This window comes from Actinomycetota bacterium (assembly GCA_041658565.1).
Taxonomy (GTDB): domain Bacteria; phylum Actinomycetota; class AC-67; order AC-67; family AC-67; genus JBAZZY01.
This window is the reverse complement of record JBAZZY010000019.1, coordinates 1-19,710: the sequence shown is the minus strand read 5'-3', so window position 1 is coordinate 19,710 and position 19,710 is coordinate 1. Positions and strand designations below refer to the sequence as shown.

17 protein-coding genes are annotated in these 19,710 nt (G+C 65.1%); 3 read left to right on the top strand and 14 right to left on the bottom strand.

Going from position 1 to position 19,710, the window contains the following annotated elements; all coding sequences use genetic code 11:
• Positions 1-57: 57 nt before the first annotated feature.
• The 4 genes from WDA27_10105 to WDA27_10090 all read right to left on the bottom strand — a co-directional run bounded on the left by WDA27_10105 (position 58) and on the right by WDA27_10090 (position 2,506).
• A complete protein-coding gene (locus WDA27_10105; protein ID MFA5891280.1) occupies positions 58-609 on the bottom strand; it encodes a hypothetical protein in 552 nt (183 codons plus the stop codon).
• Positions 610-628: 19 nt separating this feature from the next.
• Positions 629-1,174: a hypothetical protein gene (locus tag WDA27_10100; protein MFA5891279.1), complete on the bottom strand. Its 546-nt coding sequence runs from the start codon at positions 1,172-1,174 to the stop codon at positions 629-631.
• A gap of 171 nt (positions 1,175-1,345) precedes the next feature.
• Entirely contained in the window at positions 1,346-1,906 is a 561-nt protein-coding gene (locus tag WDA27_10095; protein MFA5891278.1) for a hypothetical protein, read from the bottom strand.
• Between the two features lie 75 nt (positions 1,907-1,981).
• Positions 1,982-2,506 carry a hypothetical protein gene (locus tag WDA27_10090; protein MFA5891277.1) on the bottom strand — a complete coding sequence of 175 codons (525 nt, stop codon included), beginning with the start codon at positions 2,504-2,506 and terminating at the stop codon, positions 1,982-1,984.
• Between the two features lie 163 nt (positions 2,507-2,669).
• Between WDA27_10090 and WDA27_10085 the strand changes: the two genes are divergently transcribed.
• Entirely contained in the window at positions 2,670-3,053 is a 384-nt protein-coding gene (locus tag WDA27_10085) for a cupredoxin domain-containing protein (GenBank protein ID MFA5891276.1), read from the top strand.
• 25 nt (positions 3,054-3,078) lie between these two features.
• On the opposite strand, the gene WDA27_10080 is transcribed toward WDA27_10085, so the two are convergent.
• The 10 genes from WDA27_10080 to WDA27_10035 form a co-directional block, all read right to left on the bottom strand.
• On the bottom strand, positions 3,079-3,636 hold the full coding sequence (locus WDA27_10080; protein MFA5891275.1) for a hypothetical protein: 558 nt from the start codon (positions 3,634-3,636) through the stop codon (positions 3,079-3,081).
• Positions 3,636-4,130, bottom strand: coding sequence for a hypothetical protein (locus tag WDA27_10075; protein MFA5891274.1), 495 nt, complete (start codon positions 4,128-4,130; stop codon positions 3,636-3,638). Before WDA27_10075 ends, WDA27_10080 begins: the two co-directional genes overlap by 1 nt.
• A complete protein-coding gene (locus WDA27_10070; protein ID MFA5891273.1) occupies positions 4,127-7,231 on the bottom strand; it encodes an MFS transporter in 3,105 nt (1,034 codons plus the stop codon). The genes WDA27_10075 and WDA27_10070 overlap by 4 nt, the downstream gene beginning before the upstream one ends.
• On the bottom strand, positions 7,228-9,390 hold the full coding sequence (locus tag WDA27_10065) for a hypothetical protein (GenBank protein ID MFA5891272.1): 2,163 nt from the start codon (positions 9,388-9,390) through the stop codon (positions 7,228-7,230). The genes WDA27_10070 and WDA27_10065 overlap by 4 nt, the downstream gene beginning before the upstream one ends.
• Positions 9,387-10,367 (bottom strand): hypothetical protein, encoded by a 981-nt coding sequence (locus WDA27_10060; GenBank protein ID MFA5891271.1) that lies wholly within the window; start codon positions 10,365-10,367, stop codon positions 9,387-9,389. Before WDA27_10060 ends, WDA27_10065 begins: the two co-directional genes overlap by 4 nt.
• Complete coding sequence (locus tag WDA27_10055; protein MFA5891270.1) at positions 10,345-12,687, bottom strand: transglutaminaseTgpA domain-containing protein; 2,343 nt, start codon at positions 12,685-12,687, stop codon at positions 10,345-10,347. Before WDA27_10055 ends, WDA27_10060 begins: the two co-directional genes overlap by 23 nt.
• Positions 12,684-13,979 carry a DUF58 domain-containing protein gene (locus tag WDA27_10050; GenBank protein ID MFA5891269.1) on the bottom strand — a complete coding sequence of 432 codons (1,296 nt, stop codon included), beginning with the start codon at positions 13,977-13,979 and terminating at the stop codon, positions 12,684-12,686. The genes WDA27_10055 and WDA27_10050 overlap by 4 nt, the downstream gene beginning before the upstream one ends.
• A gap of 2 nt (positions 13,980-13,981) precedes the next feature.
• Positions 13,982-15,037, bottom strand: coding sequence for a MoxR family ATPase (locus tag WDA27_10045; GenBank protein ID MFA5891268.1), 1,056 nt, complete (start codon positions 15,035-15,037; stop codon positions 13,982-13,984).
• A gap of 337 nt (positions 15,038-15,374) precedes the next feature.
• Positions 15,375-16,694 carry a pitrilysin family protein gene (locus WDA27_10040; protein MFA5891267.1) on the bottom strand — a complete coding sequence of 440 codons (1,320 nt, stop codon included), beginning with the start codon at positions 16,692-16,694 and terminating at the stop codon, positions 15,375-15,377.
• Between the two features lie 17 nt (positions 16,695-16,711).
• Positions 16,712-18,019: a pitrilysin family protein gene (locus WDA27_10035; GenBank protein ID MFA5891266.1), complete on the bottom strand. Its 1,308-nt coding sequence runs from the start codon at positions 18,017-18,019 to the stop codon at positions 16,712-16,714.
• Positions 18,020-18,124: 105 nt separating this feature from the next.
• Here WDA27_10035 and WDA27_10030 point away from each other — a divergent pair, with 105 nt between their 5' ends.
• Both WDA27_10030 and WDA27_10025 read left to right on the top strand, forming a co-directional pair.
• Positions 18,125-18,559, top strand: a complete 435-nt coding sequence (locus WDA27_10030; GenBank protein MFA5891265.1) for a response regulator — start codon at positions 18,125-18,127, stop codon at positions 18,557-18,559.
• Positions 18,560-18,629: 70 nt separating this feature from the next.
• Positions 18,630-19,710, top strand: a 1,081-nt coding sequence (locus WDA27_10025) for a PAS domain S-box protein (protein ID MFA5891264.1), incomplete at its 3' end; no start/stop codon positions are given.

The window sequence follows — 19,710 nt, the reverse complement described above, 5'->3', positions numbered from 1 at the left end:
GTAGATTACGCGGCCCGCGGCGCGCGTGTCCCGAAGTCGCCGCCGACCCCCTCCGTCTTAGACGAAGACCCAGGTGTAGTGCCCGAGGAGATCCGCCACGTCCGAGTAGTTGTATGCCCGCAGCACATAACGCCCGCCCGGCGACACCGGGGCCTGTGCCCGTTCCTGACAGCCGATCGGGGCCAGGCTTTCCGGACCCAAGAGGTTGTCGCACGGCTCCGCGAGCGCGTTTGCTCCGCGGGCGAGTTCGCCGCCGTTGTGGCTGCCGTTGGACAGCATGCCGCAGATGAACGTATCCCAGTCGATCTGCGGGGACGTCTGCAGGATCAGGATTACCTTCTTGCCCGGTGGAGGGGTCGGCGCCTGTTCCGTCACGATGTCCACCCAGGATCCCGGCGGGAACGGGTTCTCGCAGGCTTTGTAGCCCAACTCGCTCGCCGGCGGATTGTAGGCGCAGATGTCGCCACCCATCCCCGGTCCGCACGGAATCGCTTGCGCGACGGGAAACGTGATGGGGTGTTCTCCAGGGTGCGCGGAGGCGGCCGGGAGACCGGGAAGGCCCGCCGCGACCGCGGCAGCGAGGAGGGTGGCCCAGAGAACTCGTTTCATAGCTCCTCCGCAGCCGAATCTACACGAAGACCCATGTGTACTTGGCCGGACAGTCAAAGGGGTCCGAGTAGTTGTAGGCGCGCAGCACGTACTGCTTCCCGGTTTCGACGGGAGCCATCGCCTCTTCTTCGCATCCGACCGGAATCGGGCTCTCGGGGCCCTGAAGGTTGTCGCAAGTCTCGGCGACGTCGTTGGCGCCCTGGTCCAGTTCTCCGCCGTTGTGGCTGCCGTCGGACAGCATGCCGCAGATGAACGTGTCCCAGTCGACTTGCGGGAACGCTTCAAGCTTCAACAGCACTTTTCTCTTGCCGTCAGGAACTTTCGGCGCGGGCTTCGTCACGACGTCCACATAGGATCCGGGCGGGAACGGGTTCTCGCAGGCCTTGTAGAGGTCTTCGGGGATGTTGTAGGCGCAGGCCGTCCCGCACGGAACGGTTCCGGCGAATGGGAAGACGAACTCCCCCGGTGCTTGGCCTGGTTCGGCGGCGCTTGCCGGAGTAATCGCCGGTGCGACCGCGACAAGACATGCCGTGATGACAATTGCAGCGAGCTTCTTGGATCTCATCGCGTGAATCCTCCCGGTTGGAGTGTTCCTCTTGTTTCGGCCAGGTCTGGACGGCTTCCTGCCGAATGTGGTGTCTTTCCCAAAGGATAAGTGCTGCATGTGGCACGAAGGGGAAAAAGGGATAGAAAGTGAAAGCGGGCCTGAGGGCCCGCTTTCATCCTTGGCGTTGCGTTACAGGAAGATCCAGGAGTACCTGGCAGGGCAGTCGGCGACGTCCATCCAGTTGTAGGCGCGCAGAACGTACTGCTTTCCGGGCTCGACCGGAGACATCGCCTTCTCCTTGCAGCCCACGGGGAGGAGACTCTCGGGTCCCTGCAGGTTGTCGCAAGGCTCGGCGAATGCGTTGGCTCCCCGAGCCATCTCCCCGCCGTTGTGACTGCCGTCGGACAACATGCCGCAGATGAATGTGTCCCAGTCGACCTGCGGGAAGGACTCAAGCTGCAGTATGACCTTCCGCTTGCCGTCAGGGATCTTCGGAGCAGGCTTGGTCACGATGTCCACGTAGGATCCGGGCGGGAACGGGTTCTCGCAGGCCTTGTAGAGGTTCTCGGGGATGTTGTAGGCGCAGATGTCGGCCACTCCGATAACCCCGACGCCGCATGGGATCGTTCCGGCGACAGGAAAGACGAAGTTCCCCGGCGGCGTGCCGACTTCGGCTGCTGGTGCGGGAGTGGCCGGGAACATGCCGATGAGGGCACCCATCAATGCGACGGCTGTGATCAACTTGCGCATGATCCCTCCGTGAATACGAAGACGCGAATGCTTGCGGTACTTCTTCGGCGTTTTGGGACTTGTTCCTGCCGCGATCTAGACGAATACCCATGAGTAGCGGCCGGGACAAGGGGCGACATCGGACCAGTTGTATGCGCGAAGCACGTAGCGCGCGCCCGGTGTGGCAGGCGTCATGGCTCGTTCCTCGCATCCGAGGGGGACGGGGCTCTCTGGCCCGAGGAGGTTGTCGCAGTTTCCCGGGATGAGGTTCACGCCGCGTGCAAGCTCGCCGCCGTTGTGGCTGCCGTTGGACAGCACTCCGCAGATAAACGTGTCCCAGTCGATCTGGGGGAAGGTCTCGAGAATCAAGATCACCTTTTTGCCGGCCGGCGGCGCGGGCGCTCTGTCGGTCAAGATGTCCACGTAGGAACCGGGGGGGAAGGGGTTCTCGCATGCCTTGAACCCTGCCTCGGTGGTCGCAGGCCAATAGGCGCAGGCGGGGCCGCAAGGGGTGGCGCCGTCGAACGTGACGGGTATCGGCGCCGGGGTATCGGCGCGCACCGGCTGTTGAGCGCCGAGAAACGTCGCGGCAACGGCCGCCGCAAGCAGAAGTTTGCGCATGTGTGTCCAGCCTCCTGTGTCGAGTCACCCGCATGCTGCTTGAGCTTCACAGGGGTTCCCCGTTGTCTGATCGATCTCCTGCCTATCGCGCTGTGTGGCGCCGGAACTGCGGCGCGGGGTAGCCTACGGCGACCGTGTGTCCGATCGAATTGAGAGACTTCGAATGACTCGTCGAATCATCTTCCCAGCCCTGTTCGTTGCGCTTGGCCTAGTGGTGTCCGCGTGTGGGTTCTTGAAGGACGCCCCACCATTCACCGCGACGATCTCCTACAACTCCGGCGTCGGCGGAGCCGTCGTGGTGTCACCGGCGACGTTCGAGGCCGACGCGGCCTTCGGAGAAGTGCAGGTTGTGAACAACACCGACGTCAAGCGCGGGTTCGCCATCGACGATCTGGCCGTGTACGAGACCATAGCTTCCGGGCATTCCAAGCTGGTGGTCATCCAGGAAGCCAAGGACGGGAAGACGTACGAGTTCTATGACCAGTTGCATCCGGGCGCCATCAAGGGCCTGATGGTCGTCAAGTACGTTGCGGAAGGCGAGCGCTAAGCGCTGTCTTTGGACACCGGCCGGCTTAGACCCTGATCGGCCGCAACGAGATCGCTTCGGCGAGTAGCCGGCCGAAATCGATCGTTGTTCCTCCTGCCGTATCGGACTCAAGGGCGATCAGCACTTCCATGAACTGACCCGTGAACCAGATATCGATGATTTGGGAGTTCACGCGCGCCCGATAGACCAGGGTGTCGCCGATCTTCTCGGGCCGGCGCGACGTCCCGCCGATCTGTCCCGCGATCGTGCGGCGGAACTTCGGGTCGCCGGGGCGCGCGTCCGGGGTCAGGCGCGCAACTTGGAGCACGGCGCGCAGTTCTTTCCCGTCGCGCATCGCGAACACCATCGCGTTGCAGACGTAGGAGTTGCTTGCCGCCGCTTTCGCGATCTTGGATGTGGCTTTCGTGTCGACCGACACGGTGAGCCCGGCCAGGATCGGTGGTATCGGCAGCGTCTGGCGCGCGGCGAGATCCGCATCGGTGTTGCACGCGGCGTTGGCATTGGCGTTCCCGCCGCAAGCCGAGCCGGCCGCGACCAGGGCCGCGGACAGCGCGAGGATGCCGAGGCGGCGAGGAAGGGTCATCAGCACTTCCCGAGCACTTCCAGCGGCCCGCCGACCAGGTAGGGGACTTTGTCGTCGTGCCACTTGTACTCCCCGGGCGCAGCGTCAATCGTCCACGTCCACGACTTCCCCTGTGCGAGCATCGGGGACTTCCAAGGCCCGGGGCGGCCGCCGGATTCGTCGGCCGACCACGAGTGTTCGTAGGAGGGATCCTGGTTCGTGAAGGTAATCAGGTCTCCAACGCAGGCCCGCAATTCGCGCGGGAGGTAGCCCTCGTTCACGCTGCGCACCACGATGGTGAACTTGTTTGGTTCGCTCGTCGGAGTCACGGGGCGCGCGCTGGACTTCGTCGCCGTCGGCGTCGCTCTCTTCGTCGGGGACTTCGACGTGGTGGGTGCCGCCGAGGACGGCAGCGTGGTGCTTCCGCCGCTCACGCCGCTTCCGATGCTGTGGTCTTGGGCGCAGGCCGGCAGCGCAAGCGCCAGCGTCGCTACGAAGATGACTACTCGTTTCACGCTCTTCCCTTCGTCCGTCCGGACCGATGGATTACATCTTCGGATGTTCCAAGATACGAAGCTACGACACGTTCGTCGTTGAGCACGTCGTCCGGCGCTCCTCGCACGACGACCTCGCCGAGGTTCATGGCGAGCAGTTCGTCGGACACCGCCGAAATCAGCGGCATGTCGTGTTCGATGATGATCATGCTGCAGCCGGTCTCTATCCGGACTTGATTCAGCAGCGGGGCTAGGTTTTCGGCCTCGCGCTGTGCGAGTCCGGACGATGGCTCGTCCAGGAGCAGTACGCGCGGCTCGGCGGCGAGAACGCACGCGATGTCCACGATACGCCGCGTCCCGGTCGACACCTCGCCGACGAACTTGTCACGGTAGGCCTCCAATCCGAGGATCTCGATCAGCCGATCGACTTTGCGTCGAACGACGGTCTCGGACTGGCGTGCCTGCGGCAGCGACATGGCCTGGGCGACCATGCTGCGCACTTGAATCTGACGCTCGAACGCGATTGCGACCGTCTCGGACAGAGTCAGGGACGGGAAGAGCCTCGCGTCTTGGAATCTCCGGATCAGGCCGATCTTGGCGCGCTCGTCGGGCGGAAGCGGCGTGATGTCCTTGCCGTCGTAGATGATCTGTCCGCGGTCGGCGGGGTTGAACCCGGAGATGATCTCGAGCACGGTCGTCTTGCCGGCGCCGTTCGGCCCGATCAGGCCCAGCACTTCCTGCTCGCGAAGCGTGAAGCTCACGTCGTTTACCGCGGCGACGCCGCCGTATGTCTTGACCAGGCCGCGCACCTGGAGGATGTCGGCCCGTTCCTCGTCGCGCAGCTTGGTCGGCATTGCCGGACCCGCGTTGATCGTCAGTTGCGCGCCGCCCTTGAGGAATACCGCGCGCATGATGTCGGGGCGTCCCAGCAGATCCTCCGTCGGACCGTCGAAGCGAACCTCGCCCTTTTCCATGAAGATCGCGCGCTCGGCGATCGTGAGCGCGACGTTGACCGATTGCTCGACGACGATGATCGTCGTGCCGCGCGCGTGGATTCCGCGCACGATTTCCAGCAGTTGTCCCACGATCGCGGGGGACAGCCCCAAGGAGAGTTCGTCGATCATCAGCAGCTTCGGACGAGCAAGGAAGGCCTGGGAGAGCGTCAGCATCTGCTGCTCTCCGCCCGACAGTGATCCCGCCGTCTGATCGAGGCGTTCGCGAAGCACAGGGAAGAACTCGAAGATCTGCTCGACTTCCTGCGCGTGCTCGGGGTCCTGTCCGTGTAGCCAGCCGGCGAGCTGAAGGTTCTCGCGCACCGTCAGGCCGGGGAAGATGCCGCGTCCGCCGGGAGTCTGCGCAATGCCGTACCGAGCGGTCTCGTGCGGAGGGACGTGTGTGATGTCGCGACCGTCGAACACGATCGCGCCGCCCGTCGCTTCCTGAGTTCCTGAGATCGCGCGCAGCAGTGTGGACTTGCCGGCGCCGTTGGTTCCCAGCAGCGCGATCAGCTCGCCCTCCTGGATGTCCAGGTCGACGCCGAACAGCACTTGCACCGAGTCGTAGTGCACGTCCACGCCGCGCAGGACCAGCAACTTCGCGCGCCCTTCCGACTTCGCGCGCCGCCATTCCTCGGCGGCCATTGCTCCCGCGGTAGCCGAGCGGATGTCGAACTCAACGAATGGTCCGGCCGAGATCTGCAGAACGGCCCCGATCAGATAGAACGGAATGAAGAACAACAGGCCTGAGCGGAAGCCGTACTTTCCTGCAATGCCGCCGATAAGCGGAAAGACGAAGAAGACCGGCAAGCTCCAGTAGGCGAGTGTCGAGAGTCCGAGGTTGCGGATTCGCGGAGGGATGACGAGCGAGCTGACCGCCGTCCAGGCCGGGGCGATAACAGCGTCGAAGGTGGTGAACAAGGCGGCGAAGAACAGCACGCCCCACGCGTTGGGGGACAGCACGATGCCGACTATGCAGATTGCGGTGGCGATGCCCGCGATGCCTCCGATCATCACGACGCGTCCCGGCGCGCGGCCGATGATTCGGTCGACGAGCGGACCGCCGATGATGAGTCCGATGAGCGCGCACGTGGCCAGGATCGCTCCGAAGATCCCGCGTTGCAGGAGTCCGACGCCGTGGGTGCGCGCGAGAAAGAAGGGGAAGAAGATCGCGAAGCCAAGCGACGCGACACCGTTGAATGGGATCGAGTAAGAGATGCGGCGCAGGGTCCGAACGCCCCAGGTCGCGCGGAACGCTTCGCCGATGGAGGGCGGCTCCTGCTGGCGGCGCGCGGTTTCCTCGTCGGCTCCCCACGCGCGCCGCTCCTGATACCCACGAATGGGCTCGGGCATCCGGAAGAACCAAAGTCCGATGAGTGTGCCGGCGACGCCGGCGATGATGAACGGGACTCGCCATCCGAACGCGGATCCCAGAATCCCAACGAGCAGCGGGGCGAGAATCGCGCCGAGTTGCCGGCCGGCCGCCCGGAAGGCAAACGACTGGCCGCGGTATTCCTGCGGGACGTAGTCGGAGATGAGGCTGAATCCCACCGCTTCCGGACCAACGTCGCCGATGCTCGACAGTGAGCGCGACGCGTACATCACGCCCTTGTTCGGAGCCAGGCCGACGAAGAGAACTCCCAACGAGTTCACGACGGATCCGATCGCGTAGATCGTCACGCGTCGCGCGCGGTCTCCCAGGTACCCCAGCGGAACCGAGATCAGCGTACCGATCAGTCCGATCCACTTGGCCAGCTCGAGAATCGAGGACAGGTTCAGCTTGAATGTGCGCTGGATCTCGGGCAATGCAAGGTTCGACGCTGTGCCGGCGAAGATCCCGACGATGCCCATCAACATGATCAGCACGAGTGGCTTCTTGCCGTACGAGCTTCGCAGGTTGCTGGGACGCAACCCCTCCCGCATGAGCGTCGCGATCTTGACCAGCGGGTTGCCGATGAGCTGCGCGCGTTCGGCTTTGGCCGCGTGCGTCCCGGGCATGTGGGTCTCGATTTCGACGGTGGGCAGGTCGGCGACCGGCAGCGCCGGGGAGTCCGGCTCGCCGGTCGCGGGTGGCGCGTCGATCTGCGCGCCCTGAACGGGGCGCGGCTCGTCAGTCGGGCGCGTCATGCCTTAGCTCCTCCGAAGATCCTCGACCGCAAGCTGTATCGCTGGTCGGGCTTGAGCACCGCGAGCCCTTGGGTCTGCGACGCCGGGGCGAGCGGAGCAAGTCGCTTCTCCCACGCTTCCGGGCTGTAGTCCGCGAAAAGGCTGGGAACGATGATGTGCCGGCGCATCGCAACGACCCGCAGCACTGCGTCGCGCAGGCCGAACACCACCTGTGTCAGTCCGCCGGGGATCGCCATGAGCACGATCAACCCCGTGACGCCGGTCACCAGCGAGACCAGCGCGGGGAACAGCAGCGCGCCGCCGATGAAGAAGAGCGCGCCGAGCAGCGCGCCGGCCAGCGATGACACTCCGCCGATGACGACGAGAATGAAGATCTGGATGCTTGCCCCCACTGCGAAGGTCGACCTGTCCATCCCCATGGTCTGATGAACCAGCAGTGCGCCGGCGAGCGCCGCGATGAACCCGGAGATGGCGAACGCGGTAAGGCGTGTGCGCACGACGTCGATCCCGAACGACTGCACGCCGGGCTCGTTGTCTCGCAGAGCGATCAACACGCGTCCACCCCTGCTCTTTCGCAGAGCCATTATCCCGGCCGCCACGAGCAGGAAGAGCAGCATCGACAGGTAGTACATGGACCTGCTGTCGGTGAAGTCCAAGAAGAACATTCGGGGAGGCTTGATGTTGTTCGACGGAAGCCAGCGTCCCAAGTAGCTCTCATCGAACAAGAACAACGGCAGCACGATCGCGATCGCAAGCGTCGTCACCGCGAGGAACAGACCTCGGATGCGAAGCGCGGGAATCCCGATGATCAGCGAGACCGCCGCACCCGCGAGCCCCGCAAGCGGCAGCGCGAGCAGGAACGGGATGTGCCAGTGCGCCGTCATGTTTCCGCCGAGAAACGCTCCCACGGCAACGATCGCGTACTGCCCGAGACTGATCTGGCCCGACCATCCGGTGAGAACCACGAGCGAAGTTGCGACGATGGCCGTCGTCCATATCTGCTGAAGCGTGTTGATCGTCTGCAAGCCGGTTATCCACGGCAGGCCGAGCGCAATCAAGATGCCGACGGCCATGATCGCAATCCGCGAGACCGCGATCGGGCGCAGCGACAGCATCTCTCGTGGTGTCGGGCGCACCTCTTTCACGGCTTTCCAACTGGTGCCCTGGTCCGCGCGCACTTCGATGCGCTTACGCTGCGCCAGCAGTCCGACGAGCACGACGACCAGCAACGCCAGTGGGATCAGGGCTGAGTCTCCGGACGAGAAGATGATCGAGTTCTGCAGGACGAGCATCCCAACCGCGGCGAAGAATGCGACCGGCATACTCGCCAGTCGTCCGAGTACCGCGGCGGCCAGGGGAAGCAGCAGATCTGTTTGGTTTGCCACCGCACCGGGGGAGTACGGGACGACCGCCATGACGGAAACCGCCCCGACGCTGGCCACGAGTCCCACGAGGGTCCAGACTCCCACTTGCAGCATCTTGACGTTGATCCCCAGCAGCGACGCCCGGTCGGAGTTCTCGGCCGAAGCGCGGATGGCGGTGCCGACGCGGGTCTTGCGGAAGAACACGGCTAGACCCACCGAGATGCTAAGGAGTAGCACTAGACCGATGACGTGCGCGACGCGGAACGGGATCGCGTCGATTTCAAACAGTTTCCGGCTCCAGATCGACGAATCCGCCAAGGGGACGGACTTGATTGTGGTGATCTCGCCTTCCTTCTTGAAGGCGGACCCGACCTGGCTCTGGACGTTGGCCACCAGTCCGGACACGAAGATGGTCACCACAGTCATGACCAGCCGGGGGTGACGGAAGAACAATGTGCTCGCGATGATCCCGACGACCGCCGCCAGCACGACACCGGCGGCGACGCCCGTCAGCATCGCTATCGGGTAGGGGAGGATCTTGCGCGTGTACAACTCGTAGAACAACTGCGCAGCCAGTCCGCCCATGGCGAGTTGTGCGAAGTTGATCACGCGCACCGTTCGGTAGATGAGTACCAGCGACGCCGCAACCAGGCCGACCGATAGCGCGGGGAACAGGGTTTGGAGCAGCACGCCGATGGGAACACCCATGATGCCCAGCGAGAGCACCAAGATGCCGGCCGTGCACCCGATGCCGGCGAGCAGCGTCTTTTGCTTTGCGCGAACGGCTTCGCTCACAGATACGCACCCGGGTCGAGCTTCATGAGGTTGGAGGCGAAGTTCCCGTTGGCGAGATCGCCGGTGAGGATGAAGTCATCCTTGACTGGCCAGCCGCCGTAGGCGGTGTCAAGCCAGAACGTGCCGATCATCTCGATGTTGAAGTCGCCCGCGATCTTGAGATCCCAGTTGACCTTCCATGCCTGCGCGAGGTCCGCGCAGACTTCGATGATCTCGCGCGCGCCGATGTCTACTCGCGACGTCATGGTGTTCGCGGACGGCTGGTAGATCGTCCCGGGGGCCGCCGGGTTCGAGATGCCCGTATCCCGCTTCGACGCGACGTCGGGCCCCGAGGCCGTCTGGCTGGTCCCGACCTCGATCGGGAAGGCCAGCAGCTTCAGTGGCGACGCTGGAATGAACGTCGCGGGGGCGTCCTCGCTCTTCTTCTGAGGGATGTCCACGCGCTTCAGGAAGAGGCCGGGGAGTTGCTGTTCCTCGGTGGTCGGGCGAACCTCGAAGTGCAGCACGACCCCGTCGAACTCGCTCTTGATCGAGTACGAGAACCCTTCGGGCTCTTCTGCTGTGCTGCTGATGGTCTTGTATGCGGTGACGCCTTCGCGCGCGGCTTCGCCCTCGAGGCCGCCGTCGAAGTTGAACAAGTAGGTTCCTTCTTGGGGGCGCTGCTTGCTGGAGATGTCCGGCGTTGAGGTGTCGCGTGCCGCGATCGCCGTCGTGACGCCGCACAGCGGTCCCGCGGGAACCGACGGAGGCACCGGGACCGGCACATAGGGCGGAGGCGGCAGGTAGCGGGGTAGCGGCGGCAAGGGCGGCAACGGGGGCCGCGAGGGTGCGGCAACGGCCTTCGCCCCGAAGGTGAGGTCGATGGGGACCTGCTTTATGGCGACTTCGGACTGGACGCGGAAACTCGAGCAGCTCGTCCCGAGAAGGGCGAGCAGCGCGATAGTCGTCGCGGTTCTACGCGGGTTCGATCGCGTCATCGAAGGTCTCCTTCGCAGCACGCCGAGGCATGCGTGGCAGGTGGCTATGCAGCTGTTTCCAGCTGAACTTCTCAAGCGGCGGAGACAGAAGCTCCGGCGCGTAGGGGTTGCGCAGGGACAGTCGCGAAATCAGTGCGATTCCCCGGATGGTGAAAGGCTGAGCCTCGAAGAGGCGGCGTCGCAGCGAGCGGCTCAGTTCTTCTGCTGCGAAGACGTCGTCGTCGGTGAGCGTCTTGCGCATGTCGCCCCACAGCGCGCGCGAGACCAGCCAAGCCAACTCGCGGTGCTCGTCGTCGGGGACGACCTTCTCGACGTAAGCCAGCGGTGTCGCGTAGGGGTCGCCGACGCCGAGGTCCGTAGCACCGTCGCGGAAGTCGGCGTAGGAAACGGCAATGCGCTCGGCGCGTCCGACGGATGCAGCCCACAGCCGCCGGCGGGACCGGCGTCTGGACTTGTAGGCGACCGGCCACAACAGCCACACGAGGCCGATGGTGATCAAGAATGGAGTCACCATCAGCAGCACGATCTGAATCTGCTTGAACAGGAAGTTCTTCGGCTGTACCCGCAGCGGAATGAACAACTGCACGGCGATCTCGTCCCCGGGCAGGACGTTCGCGTCGATGGTCTGGTCGCCGGAGCCGAGACGCTGCTTGGCTTTCTTGGGCAGTCCGGTGATCGGCAGCCATCCGCTTCCGCGGAAGTAGACCTCCAGCCACGCTGCGCCGTGCTTCGGCCGGTACTCGATCGTGCTGCCGACCTTCTCTCCGCGGTCGAATCCGTAGCCGATGCGCGCGGGGATCCCGGCCCAGCGGGCGAGCACCGCTTGCGCGGCGACGATTTCGAACGGGGAGGCTTCCTTGGAGCCGGCCAGCATGTCTTGGATCTTGGCCGGAGGGACGGGTGCGGGCACGCCCTGTCCCGATGCCGTCACCGTGTCCAACAGCGCTTGGCGGAGGAAGTCGAGTCGGTCCCACAAGTTGGTTGTTTGCGCATCCGCCTTTGCCAGAAGGTCGCGTACGGCTGCCGGGGGTTCCTGGTGCGCGGTGTCGGTGAACTCCCGCAGCAGTTCGGCGTCGGGGGCGCCGGCCTCACGCAATGTGCTCTCGGTCGGCAGCAGAGCGAAGACCGCGTCGTAGCCCAGGCCCAGGTCGACCTGCCCTTCTGCGACTCGAACGGTCTGGGTTCGCGCGTCCACGACCAAGGCTGGTCCGCGTTCCACGACGATTCCGTACATCCGTGCAGGAAGCGGAATCACAGTGCCTTCCAGACCCTCGATCGTGACGTGCGCGCGCACTTGGTTCGGAACGGGGTTTCCGAACACGTCACCGAGGAGTCCGCTCTTGGGCGCCGGCTTGAACGTCGACGCCGAGTACGGAGGCAGCCGCCAGTTCTCACCGTCGAACACGTCCAGAACACCCGCGCGCCACGGACCGGTGAACTCCGACTGGTTCGTGAACAGCACGCGGTCCTTGACGCCCGAAAGCGGGACGGCGCGCGGCAGTTGCGCGCGCTGCGTCGGGTCGATGCGCGGAGTCGGGAACAAAATGTTGAGTTGGCTGGCCGCAGCCAGCGCGACGATCAGCACGATCACCAGAGGCGCCGCGCGCGCCGCGCGCTTGAGTTCGTATGCGGTGGAGACGCCTTCGCCCTCTCCGCGGTCTGCCCGGTAGATGACGGTGAGGCCCACGACGAAGCCGACGAAGGCGATGATGCCGGAAGGGATCTGCGCTTCGCTCGGTTGAGCGATTGCCGAGAAGGCGATGACTGGGATCGGGACCAGAATCCCCACGGCGGCCTTGCGATTGACGACGCCGATCCAGGCCGCGAGGTACCCGATCATCCCCATCGTCCAGGGCAGGATCGCGCGCCACCCCAGGTCGAATGGGGCCGGAGGACGGCGAAGTCGAGCGTTCTTGGCAGCCTCTCCGACGACCTCGCCTAAACGGCTGACTGCGCCGATGTCGCCGACGGCCAGCAAGATCATGCCGGCGAGCAGGATTCCGCCGAAGGACATGGCCTGCACGAGCGAAACGCGCTTGGTTGCGCTGGCGGCCCAAACAGCCATCGCGACGCCGACGATGCCGCCGATGGCGGCGTAGATGCGGGGGGAATACCCAACGAACATCCCGCCGACGAGGAACGAGCATGCGAGTGTCGTCGCGAGCGCTCCGATCGCGGGACGAAGAAGTTCTTCCCGCGTGATCGGTCGAACCAGCGATTCGAAGCCCGGCGCAGGGGTTTCGGAGACGACGCCAGGTGTGGCTGTCGGCGCATCCACTAGGGGAGCCGGCGCGAGTGGGTCTTCGAGGACGGTGCTCACCGGCGACTCCCGGCTCCGACCTGGGTGTACAGCGCGCCGGCGATCGACTGCCCGGGCCGCATCTCGACGACCTGGCACCCAAGGGCCGTCGCTGTGTTCAACGTCTCCGAGGAGTGCTCGTCCCACATCAGCGCGACGACCAGCACCGAGACACCCTTGTTCAGCAGCAACCGCAACTGGGCGGCCTCTTCCGGCTTGAGCCGCGGGGTGATCAGCACGTTGTGAGCGTCGCGGCGAGGGTCGGTCGCCAGGCGCATGATCGCCTTAGAGATCGGATGCTTGCCCATCTCCAGGCGCGCGCACGCGTCCAGCATCTGCATTGGGGCGCCGGGACCGCGAAGCTTGCGCGTGAGAGGCCCGTCGTTCGTCTCGATCGAGACCGCGTAGCCTTCGGTGAGGTGCTTGACGGCGAGCGACGCCGCGACACGAACTCCGGCTTCGAACGACTCGGACGGCTCGTCCTTGGAGTGGTACTGGCGTCCGGTATCGAGGATGACTGTGATCTGGTCGGTGATTCCTTGCTCGGCCTCGCGGACCATTAAAACGCCGGTCTTGGCGAACGCGCGCCACACGATGCGCCGCAAATCGTCACCCGGCGCGTACTCGCGCATTCCGTAGAACTCCAACCCTGAAGGCCATGGCTTGGATACCGGCGGCCGGATCGGCGGGTCTTCGAATTGTCGCGTGAGCGGCCGGTCGCTGACGTTCTCGATGTTCGGGTGGATCAGCAGTTCGAACTCCGGCACCAGCACCATCTCGCGCTGCGTGAGCCCGATCGGGTCACCCCAGCGGGCGATGAGCGGCCCGAGGGTGTAGGCGCCGCGGCGCTTGCAGAACAAACGGTAGGAGTGCTGGATGTCCTCACCGGAGTGCAGCGTTGCGATGGGAAGCTGCACCGGAGTGCCGAGCCGTTCGGGGATCTGCTCTTCCAGTACCACCGTGGACAGGCGACGCTTGGCATGCAAGGTTAGGTCGACGCCCAGGATTTCGCCTTCGCGCGCGCGCGCGCGAACTTCGGAGCGCGCGCCGGTGAGCGGCAGGGATCGCTTGCCGGTGAAGTACGTGACGAGGATCAGCAGCGCGGCGCCGTAGGCGAACAAGTACAGCGTTTTGCCCGCCACGATGAACCCGAGGAGCCACAGGCCCACGGCCATCGCGATACCCAGCAGGCCGATCGGTGTGATGCCGATCTTGCGCTGCAGGCGCAGCAGTTTCGGCCGAAACCTGCGAACGTCGGTTGCGCGCGTGAAGGCTGCCCCCGCGCGCGACGCGAGTTCCCGAAGCCCGTCCACCGCTAGAGCTTCACCGCCGCCTTCTTGACCGCCGCGCGGCCGTCGCCGCCGGCCTTGATGTCACCCATCAGTGGGGCCTTCACTCGGCCTACGACGCGCTCCAGGATTGCCTCGACGGTCTCACCGCGAAGGATGGCATCCGGAGCAAGGATGAGACGGTGCGCCATGACCGGGAACAGCACGTGGCGCACGTCGTCGGGATACACGTCCGAGCGTCCGTCGGACGCGGCGAGCACCCGCGCCGTGCGCAGGAGGTTGATCGGCGCGCGCGGCGAGGCGCCGAGCGTAAGGCCGGATTCCTGGCGGGTCGCTTGGGCGAGGTCGACGATGTAGTAGCCGACCGCATCCGAGACGTCTACCGCGTCCTGCGCGTACGCGATCATGTCGCTTACGGTATCGGTGTCGATCACAGAGCCCAGCGAGTCAACGGCCAACTCCTTGGAGTTGGCGAACATGATCGTGCGTTCCGCTTCGCGGTCCGGGTAGCCCATGCGCAGCTTGAACATGAAGCGGTCGAGCTGCGCCTCGGGGAGCGGGAACGTCCCGGCCAGCTCGACGGGGTTCTGAGTTGCCAGGACCAAGAAGGGGCGCGGGAGGTTGCGCACGACGCCGTCGCCGGTCACGCGGCGCTCCGCCATCGCCTCGAGCAGCGCCGACTGGGTCTTAGGGGTGGCGCGGTTGATCTCGTCGGACAGCAGGATGTTGGCGAAGATCGGGCCCGGGTGGAAGATGAACTTCTTCTTCTCCTGGTCGTAGACGGCCGAGCCCGTGATGTCGCCCGGGAGCATGTCCGGCGTGCACTGGATCCGGCTGGCGATGGCGTTCAGCGACTGCGCCAGCGCGCGCGCGAGCACCGTCTTACCGACGCCGGGAACGTCCTCGAACAGGATGTGGCCTTCGGACAGCATGGCCACCAGAGCCAGGCGAATGACGTCGTCCTTGCCCTTGACGACGGTCGCCGCGTTTGCGATGACCGCCTCAAAGATCTTCTGGTAGTCCTTGGGGTTCAGCGACGCTCTGCGGGAGGTCGCCCTGCGGGTGGGTGTCGTGGTTGCCATCCTGTCGAGTGTCCTTTCCTCACCACGGGGAAGCCGGGGGAGTCATCCGGGAGACGGCGCGCGCACCGGCGAGGGCGGGTGCGGCAAGAAAAACAAGCGCCGGCCGAAAACGGCCGGGGCGGCAGCGTGGGCGAAGCGTGATCATTTTCGGTAATTGACCTTATTGACGCTCTTGGCTCACAGGGTGATGCAGAAGGCTTTTGGCCGACTGACTAGGGAAAAGCGAACCCGAAAACTGCTCCGCAGGGCGCCACATCAAGATACCGTATTCGCCGCTCGGGTCGCCAATCCTTGAGCCATTGTGAGCGAACCTGCCGCTTTGCCCGGGGAGACCGGGCTACGGGGCGTTGCGAACTTCGACCGGGCCGAAGGCTTCGGCCTGCGCTCGGATCGCTCCGGCGTCGCCGACGAGAACCGTCAGCAGTTTGCCTGGACCCAGGTATTTCCTGCTGATTTCCAGGATTTGGTGGGTGGTTATCCGCTGGAGCGCAGGCTGGAACGTGCGGAGGTAGTCGAGACTCAAGCCGCACGAGATCAAGGTGTCGACGTAGCCGGCCAGGCCGGCTTGCGTCTGGATCGAGAGCGATGTGACTCCGGCGAGGTATCGGCGCGCGGCGTCGAGTTCGTCGGGATCAACCTCGAGCGCGGCCATGCGGCCGAGTTCGTAGCGGATCTCCAGCAGTGCCGCAGCGGTTACCTCGGTGCCGACGTCGGCACCTACCACCAGCGCCGACGCGCCCCGACGGTGGTCTACCGCGCTGCCGGGGGAGTACGTGTAGCCCTTGGTCTCGCGGATGTTGGTGACCAGGCGGGAGCTGAAGTACCCGCCGAAAACCAGGTTTGCCAGCGTGAGGGCGAAGTAGTCCTTGTGCCCCCGCGGGAGCGCCGCCCCCGCGAGCCGGATGTTCGTCTGGACTGCTCCTGGGCGATCTACCAGCAAGATCGACTCGGGAGCAGACATCGTTGGCGCCGGCGTGGCTCCGGTGACGGGCCGGCCCTTCCAGCCGCGGAAGGCCTCGGCTGCCGCCTCGACGGCTTGCTCGGGGCGGATGTCGCCTACGAGTACCAGGGTGCTGCCGCGCGGCAGCACCCGCTCGGCGTGGAAGCGGCGTATCTGCGCCGGGCCGGTGCGAGCGATCGTCTCCGGAGCCGGCATGGGTCTTCCGTAGCCGTGCCGCCCGAAGAGCTGCGCGCGCCAGGTCTCGCGCGCGATGACCGAAGGCTGGCTTCGTCCGATGATCAGTTCCTGGACGACCCTGTCCCGGGCGACATCCACCTCGTCCGCAGGGAAGGTCGGTGCCGTCACGACCTCGGCCATCAGATCCAACATCCGCTCGAGCGACGCTGAGAGGCAACCGACTGAAACGACGAGATCATCGGCGTCTGCCGCGGCTTCGAGGCCGGCGCCTAGCCCCTGGAGTTCCTGCGCGATGTCCACACTGGACCGGCTGCGGGTTCCTGTGAGGATCGTCTCCGGAAGCATCCAGGCCCGGGCCGCCTGCCCGCCGTCGTGGATCAGGCCCGCCGGCATACGTAGCCGAATCTCCACGCGGGGGACTGTCGGGCGCCGAATCGCCAGGACGCGAAGGCCGTTGCGCAGCTTGCGCTCGGCTGCCGTCGGAACCCGAATCGGGCGCGCGGGCCCGACCGAAGGCACGTGGGAGGGTAGCGGCTTCATCCGGCGGCCCCGGGTAGGAGTTCGAGCACGGCTCGGTTGTCGGACGTGAGCCACTGGGCGGCTACCTTGGCGACGTCCTCGGGTTGGATTCGCGTGAGGATGCCCGGCAGTTCGTTCAGCAGTTCCGCCCGGCCGCGCTGCTGCTCGAGCGCGGCGAGGAGCATGCCGCGCTGCATGAGGCTGTCGACTCCTCCGAGGTAGTCGGCGAGGTACGCGTTGCGGAAGCGGTCCAGCTCGGCTGCGTCCACACCCTCGGCGATCCGCTCGATCTCTTCATCGATCGCGCGCAGGATGCGATCCGGTCCCTGGCCGTCGGGGTAGAAGACCTGCACTTGCAGCATCGAGGGGTCGCGCACCTCGAAGGTGCCTGCGACCAGCCCGACATCGCCGTCAACGTGGCTGGCGATTCGGTCGGTCTTGAGCAGCCGCTGGTGAAGTCGGGACGCCTCGCCGCCGGTCAACAACTGACAGCACAGGACGGTCGCCGCGTACTCGTCGAACGCGCGGATGGGGTCGGGAATCCGATACCCGATTGCCAGCGCGGGCTGAGGAGCGTGGGGATCCCGTCGGGCGTCGCGGCGTTCCCTGCCGGGCAGCGGCTCGCGCGCGTCCACGGTGGGTGGGACCTCGCGCGCGGCGATACCTCCGAAGTGCCGTTCGACGTGCTGCATGGCCTCCGTCACGTCGAAGTCACCGGCGACTGTCAGAACGCAGTTGCCTGGCGCGTAGTACCGGTCAAAGAACTCGGCCACCTCTTCGATGGTTGCCGCGTCCAGGTCGGCGAAGTCCCCGTAGGCGTCATGTGCGTTTGGGAACGTCTCGAAGAGCGTCATCGGTAGGTATAGCCAGGGGAAGCCGCCGTAAGGCTGGTTGTGAACGTTGACGCGGATCTCTTCCTTCACCACGTCGATCTGGTTTTGCAGGTTCTCCGGCGTCAGGCGGATCTCTCGCATCCGGTCGGCCTCGAGGAACAGTGCGACCTCTAGGGCATTCGACGGCATCAGCTCGAAATAATTGGTGAAGTCGTTTCTAGTGCTGCCGTTGTTGATTCCGCCGTTGCCCGTCGTCAGGCGGTCGTGAAGTCCCTTCTCCAGGGTTGCCGACCCCTGGAACATCAGGTGTTCGAATAAATGGGCAAACCCGGCGCGCCCTTGGGGTTCCGAGCGAAAACCAACGTCGTAGTAGGCGCCGACAAACACGGTAGGGGACGAGCGGTCGGGGGCCAGGACGACGCGAAGGCCGTTCGACAGCGTCGCGCGCTCGACGGCGATTGCCGTTGCGGGAGGTCGCGGCTGTCGTGGCACGAGGGCCAGAATACCTGTTTGTGCAGGGGTGTGGCCTTCCGTGCCTAGGTGAAATGGCTAGATCTACCGGTAGAACTCCGGCGCGAGTGCGGCGAAAGTAGACGCATGACGCACGGTGTTACCACCAAACGCGTTCTTATCATCGACGACCAGCCGGACATTCGCCTGATGTGCCGGGTGAACCTCGCATTGGAGGGGTTTGAGGTCGTGGAGGCCGGTGATGGCGAGACAGGGCTCGCTGCCGCGCGCCAAGGTGGGATCGACCTCATCTTGCTCGACGTGATGATGCCGGGTATCGACGGCTGGCAGGTGCTTGCGGAGTTGAAGTCGGATCCGGGAACGAACGCGATTCCCGTTGTTTTGCTGACCGCGCGAGTGACCCGTGAAGACGAGATCCGCGGCTGGAAGGCCGGCGCGGCCGACTATTTGCCCAAGCCGTTCAACCCCTCCGCGTTGACAAAGGTCGCCAGCCGAACGCTTCTCGTTTCAGACGAAGACGAGCGCCGTCGGCGCGCGCTCCAGAAGTTGAGCATCATCTGACCGGGCGGTGCCGACACGTGCTCTAGGGAACGCGCCGCGCGATGAGCGCGGTCGTCGGGACGGAGGGGAAATGACGCGACCCGACGGTGATCGAGAGCGATCCGCCGGCGAAGAGACTCGCCTTGCGCTTTTGGCCGCCATCGTCGATTCCTCCGACGACGCGATCATCAGCAAGGACCTGGACGGGATCATCACCAGTTGGAACCCGGCTGCCGAGAGGATGTACGGGTATACGGCCGACGAGATAGTTGGTAAGTCCGTCGCGCTGCTGAGGCGCGCGGACAGAGCCGACGAGATGGTGAACATCCTTAACCGGATCCGAACCGGCCATCGCATCGACCACTACGAGACCACAAGGGTCAGGAAGAACGGTAGTACGGTCGCCGTGTCGCTGACCGTGTCTCCTGTTCACGATTCAAGCGGCAGGATCACCGGCGCTTCGACCATCGCCCGCGACGTCACCGAACGCATGCGGGCCGAGGAGCACGTCCGCGCCGCCTCCCAGTACGCGCGAAGTTTGATTGAGGCCAGCCTCGACCCCCTCGTCACGATCAGCCCCGAAGGCAAGATCACCGACGTGAACGAGGCCACCGTCAAGGTGACCGGCGTCGAGCGGGAGAGCTTGATCGGTACCGACTTCTCCGACTACTTCACCGAGCCGGGCCAAGCTCGCGAGGGCTACCAGCGGGTCTTCGCCGAAGGGGCCGTCACCGACTACCCCCTGACCATTCGCCATCGCGACGGACAACTCACCGACGTGTTGTACAACGCCTCGGTCTACAAAGATGCCCAAGGCAGTGTGCTTGGAGTCTTCGCGGCCGCGCGCGACGTCACCGCGCAAAAGCAGGCCTCTCAGTACGCGCGAAGTTTGATCGAGGCCAGCCTCGACCCGCTCGTTACCATCAGCCCCGAAGGCAAGATCACCGACGTAAACGAAGCCACCGTCAAGGTGACCGGCGTCGAGCGGGAGAGCTTGATCGGGACCGACTTCTCCGACTACTTCACCGAGCCGAGCCAAGCTCGTGAGGGCTACCAGCGGGTCTTCGCCGAAGGGGCCGTCACCGACTACCCCCTGACCATTCGCCATCGCGACGGACAACTCACCGACGTGTTGTACAACGCCTCGGTCTACAAAGATGCCCAAGGCAGTG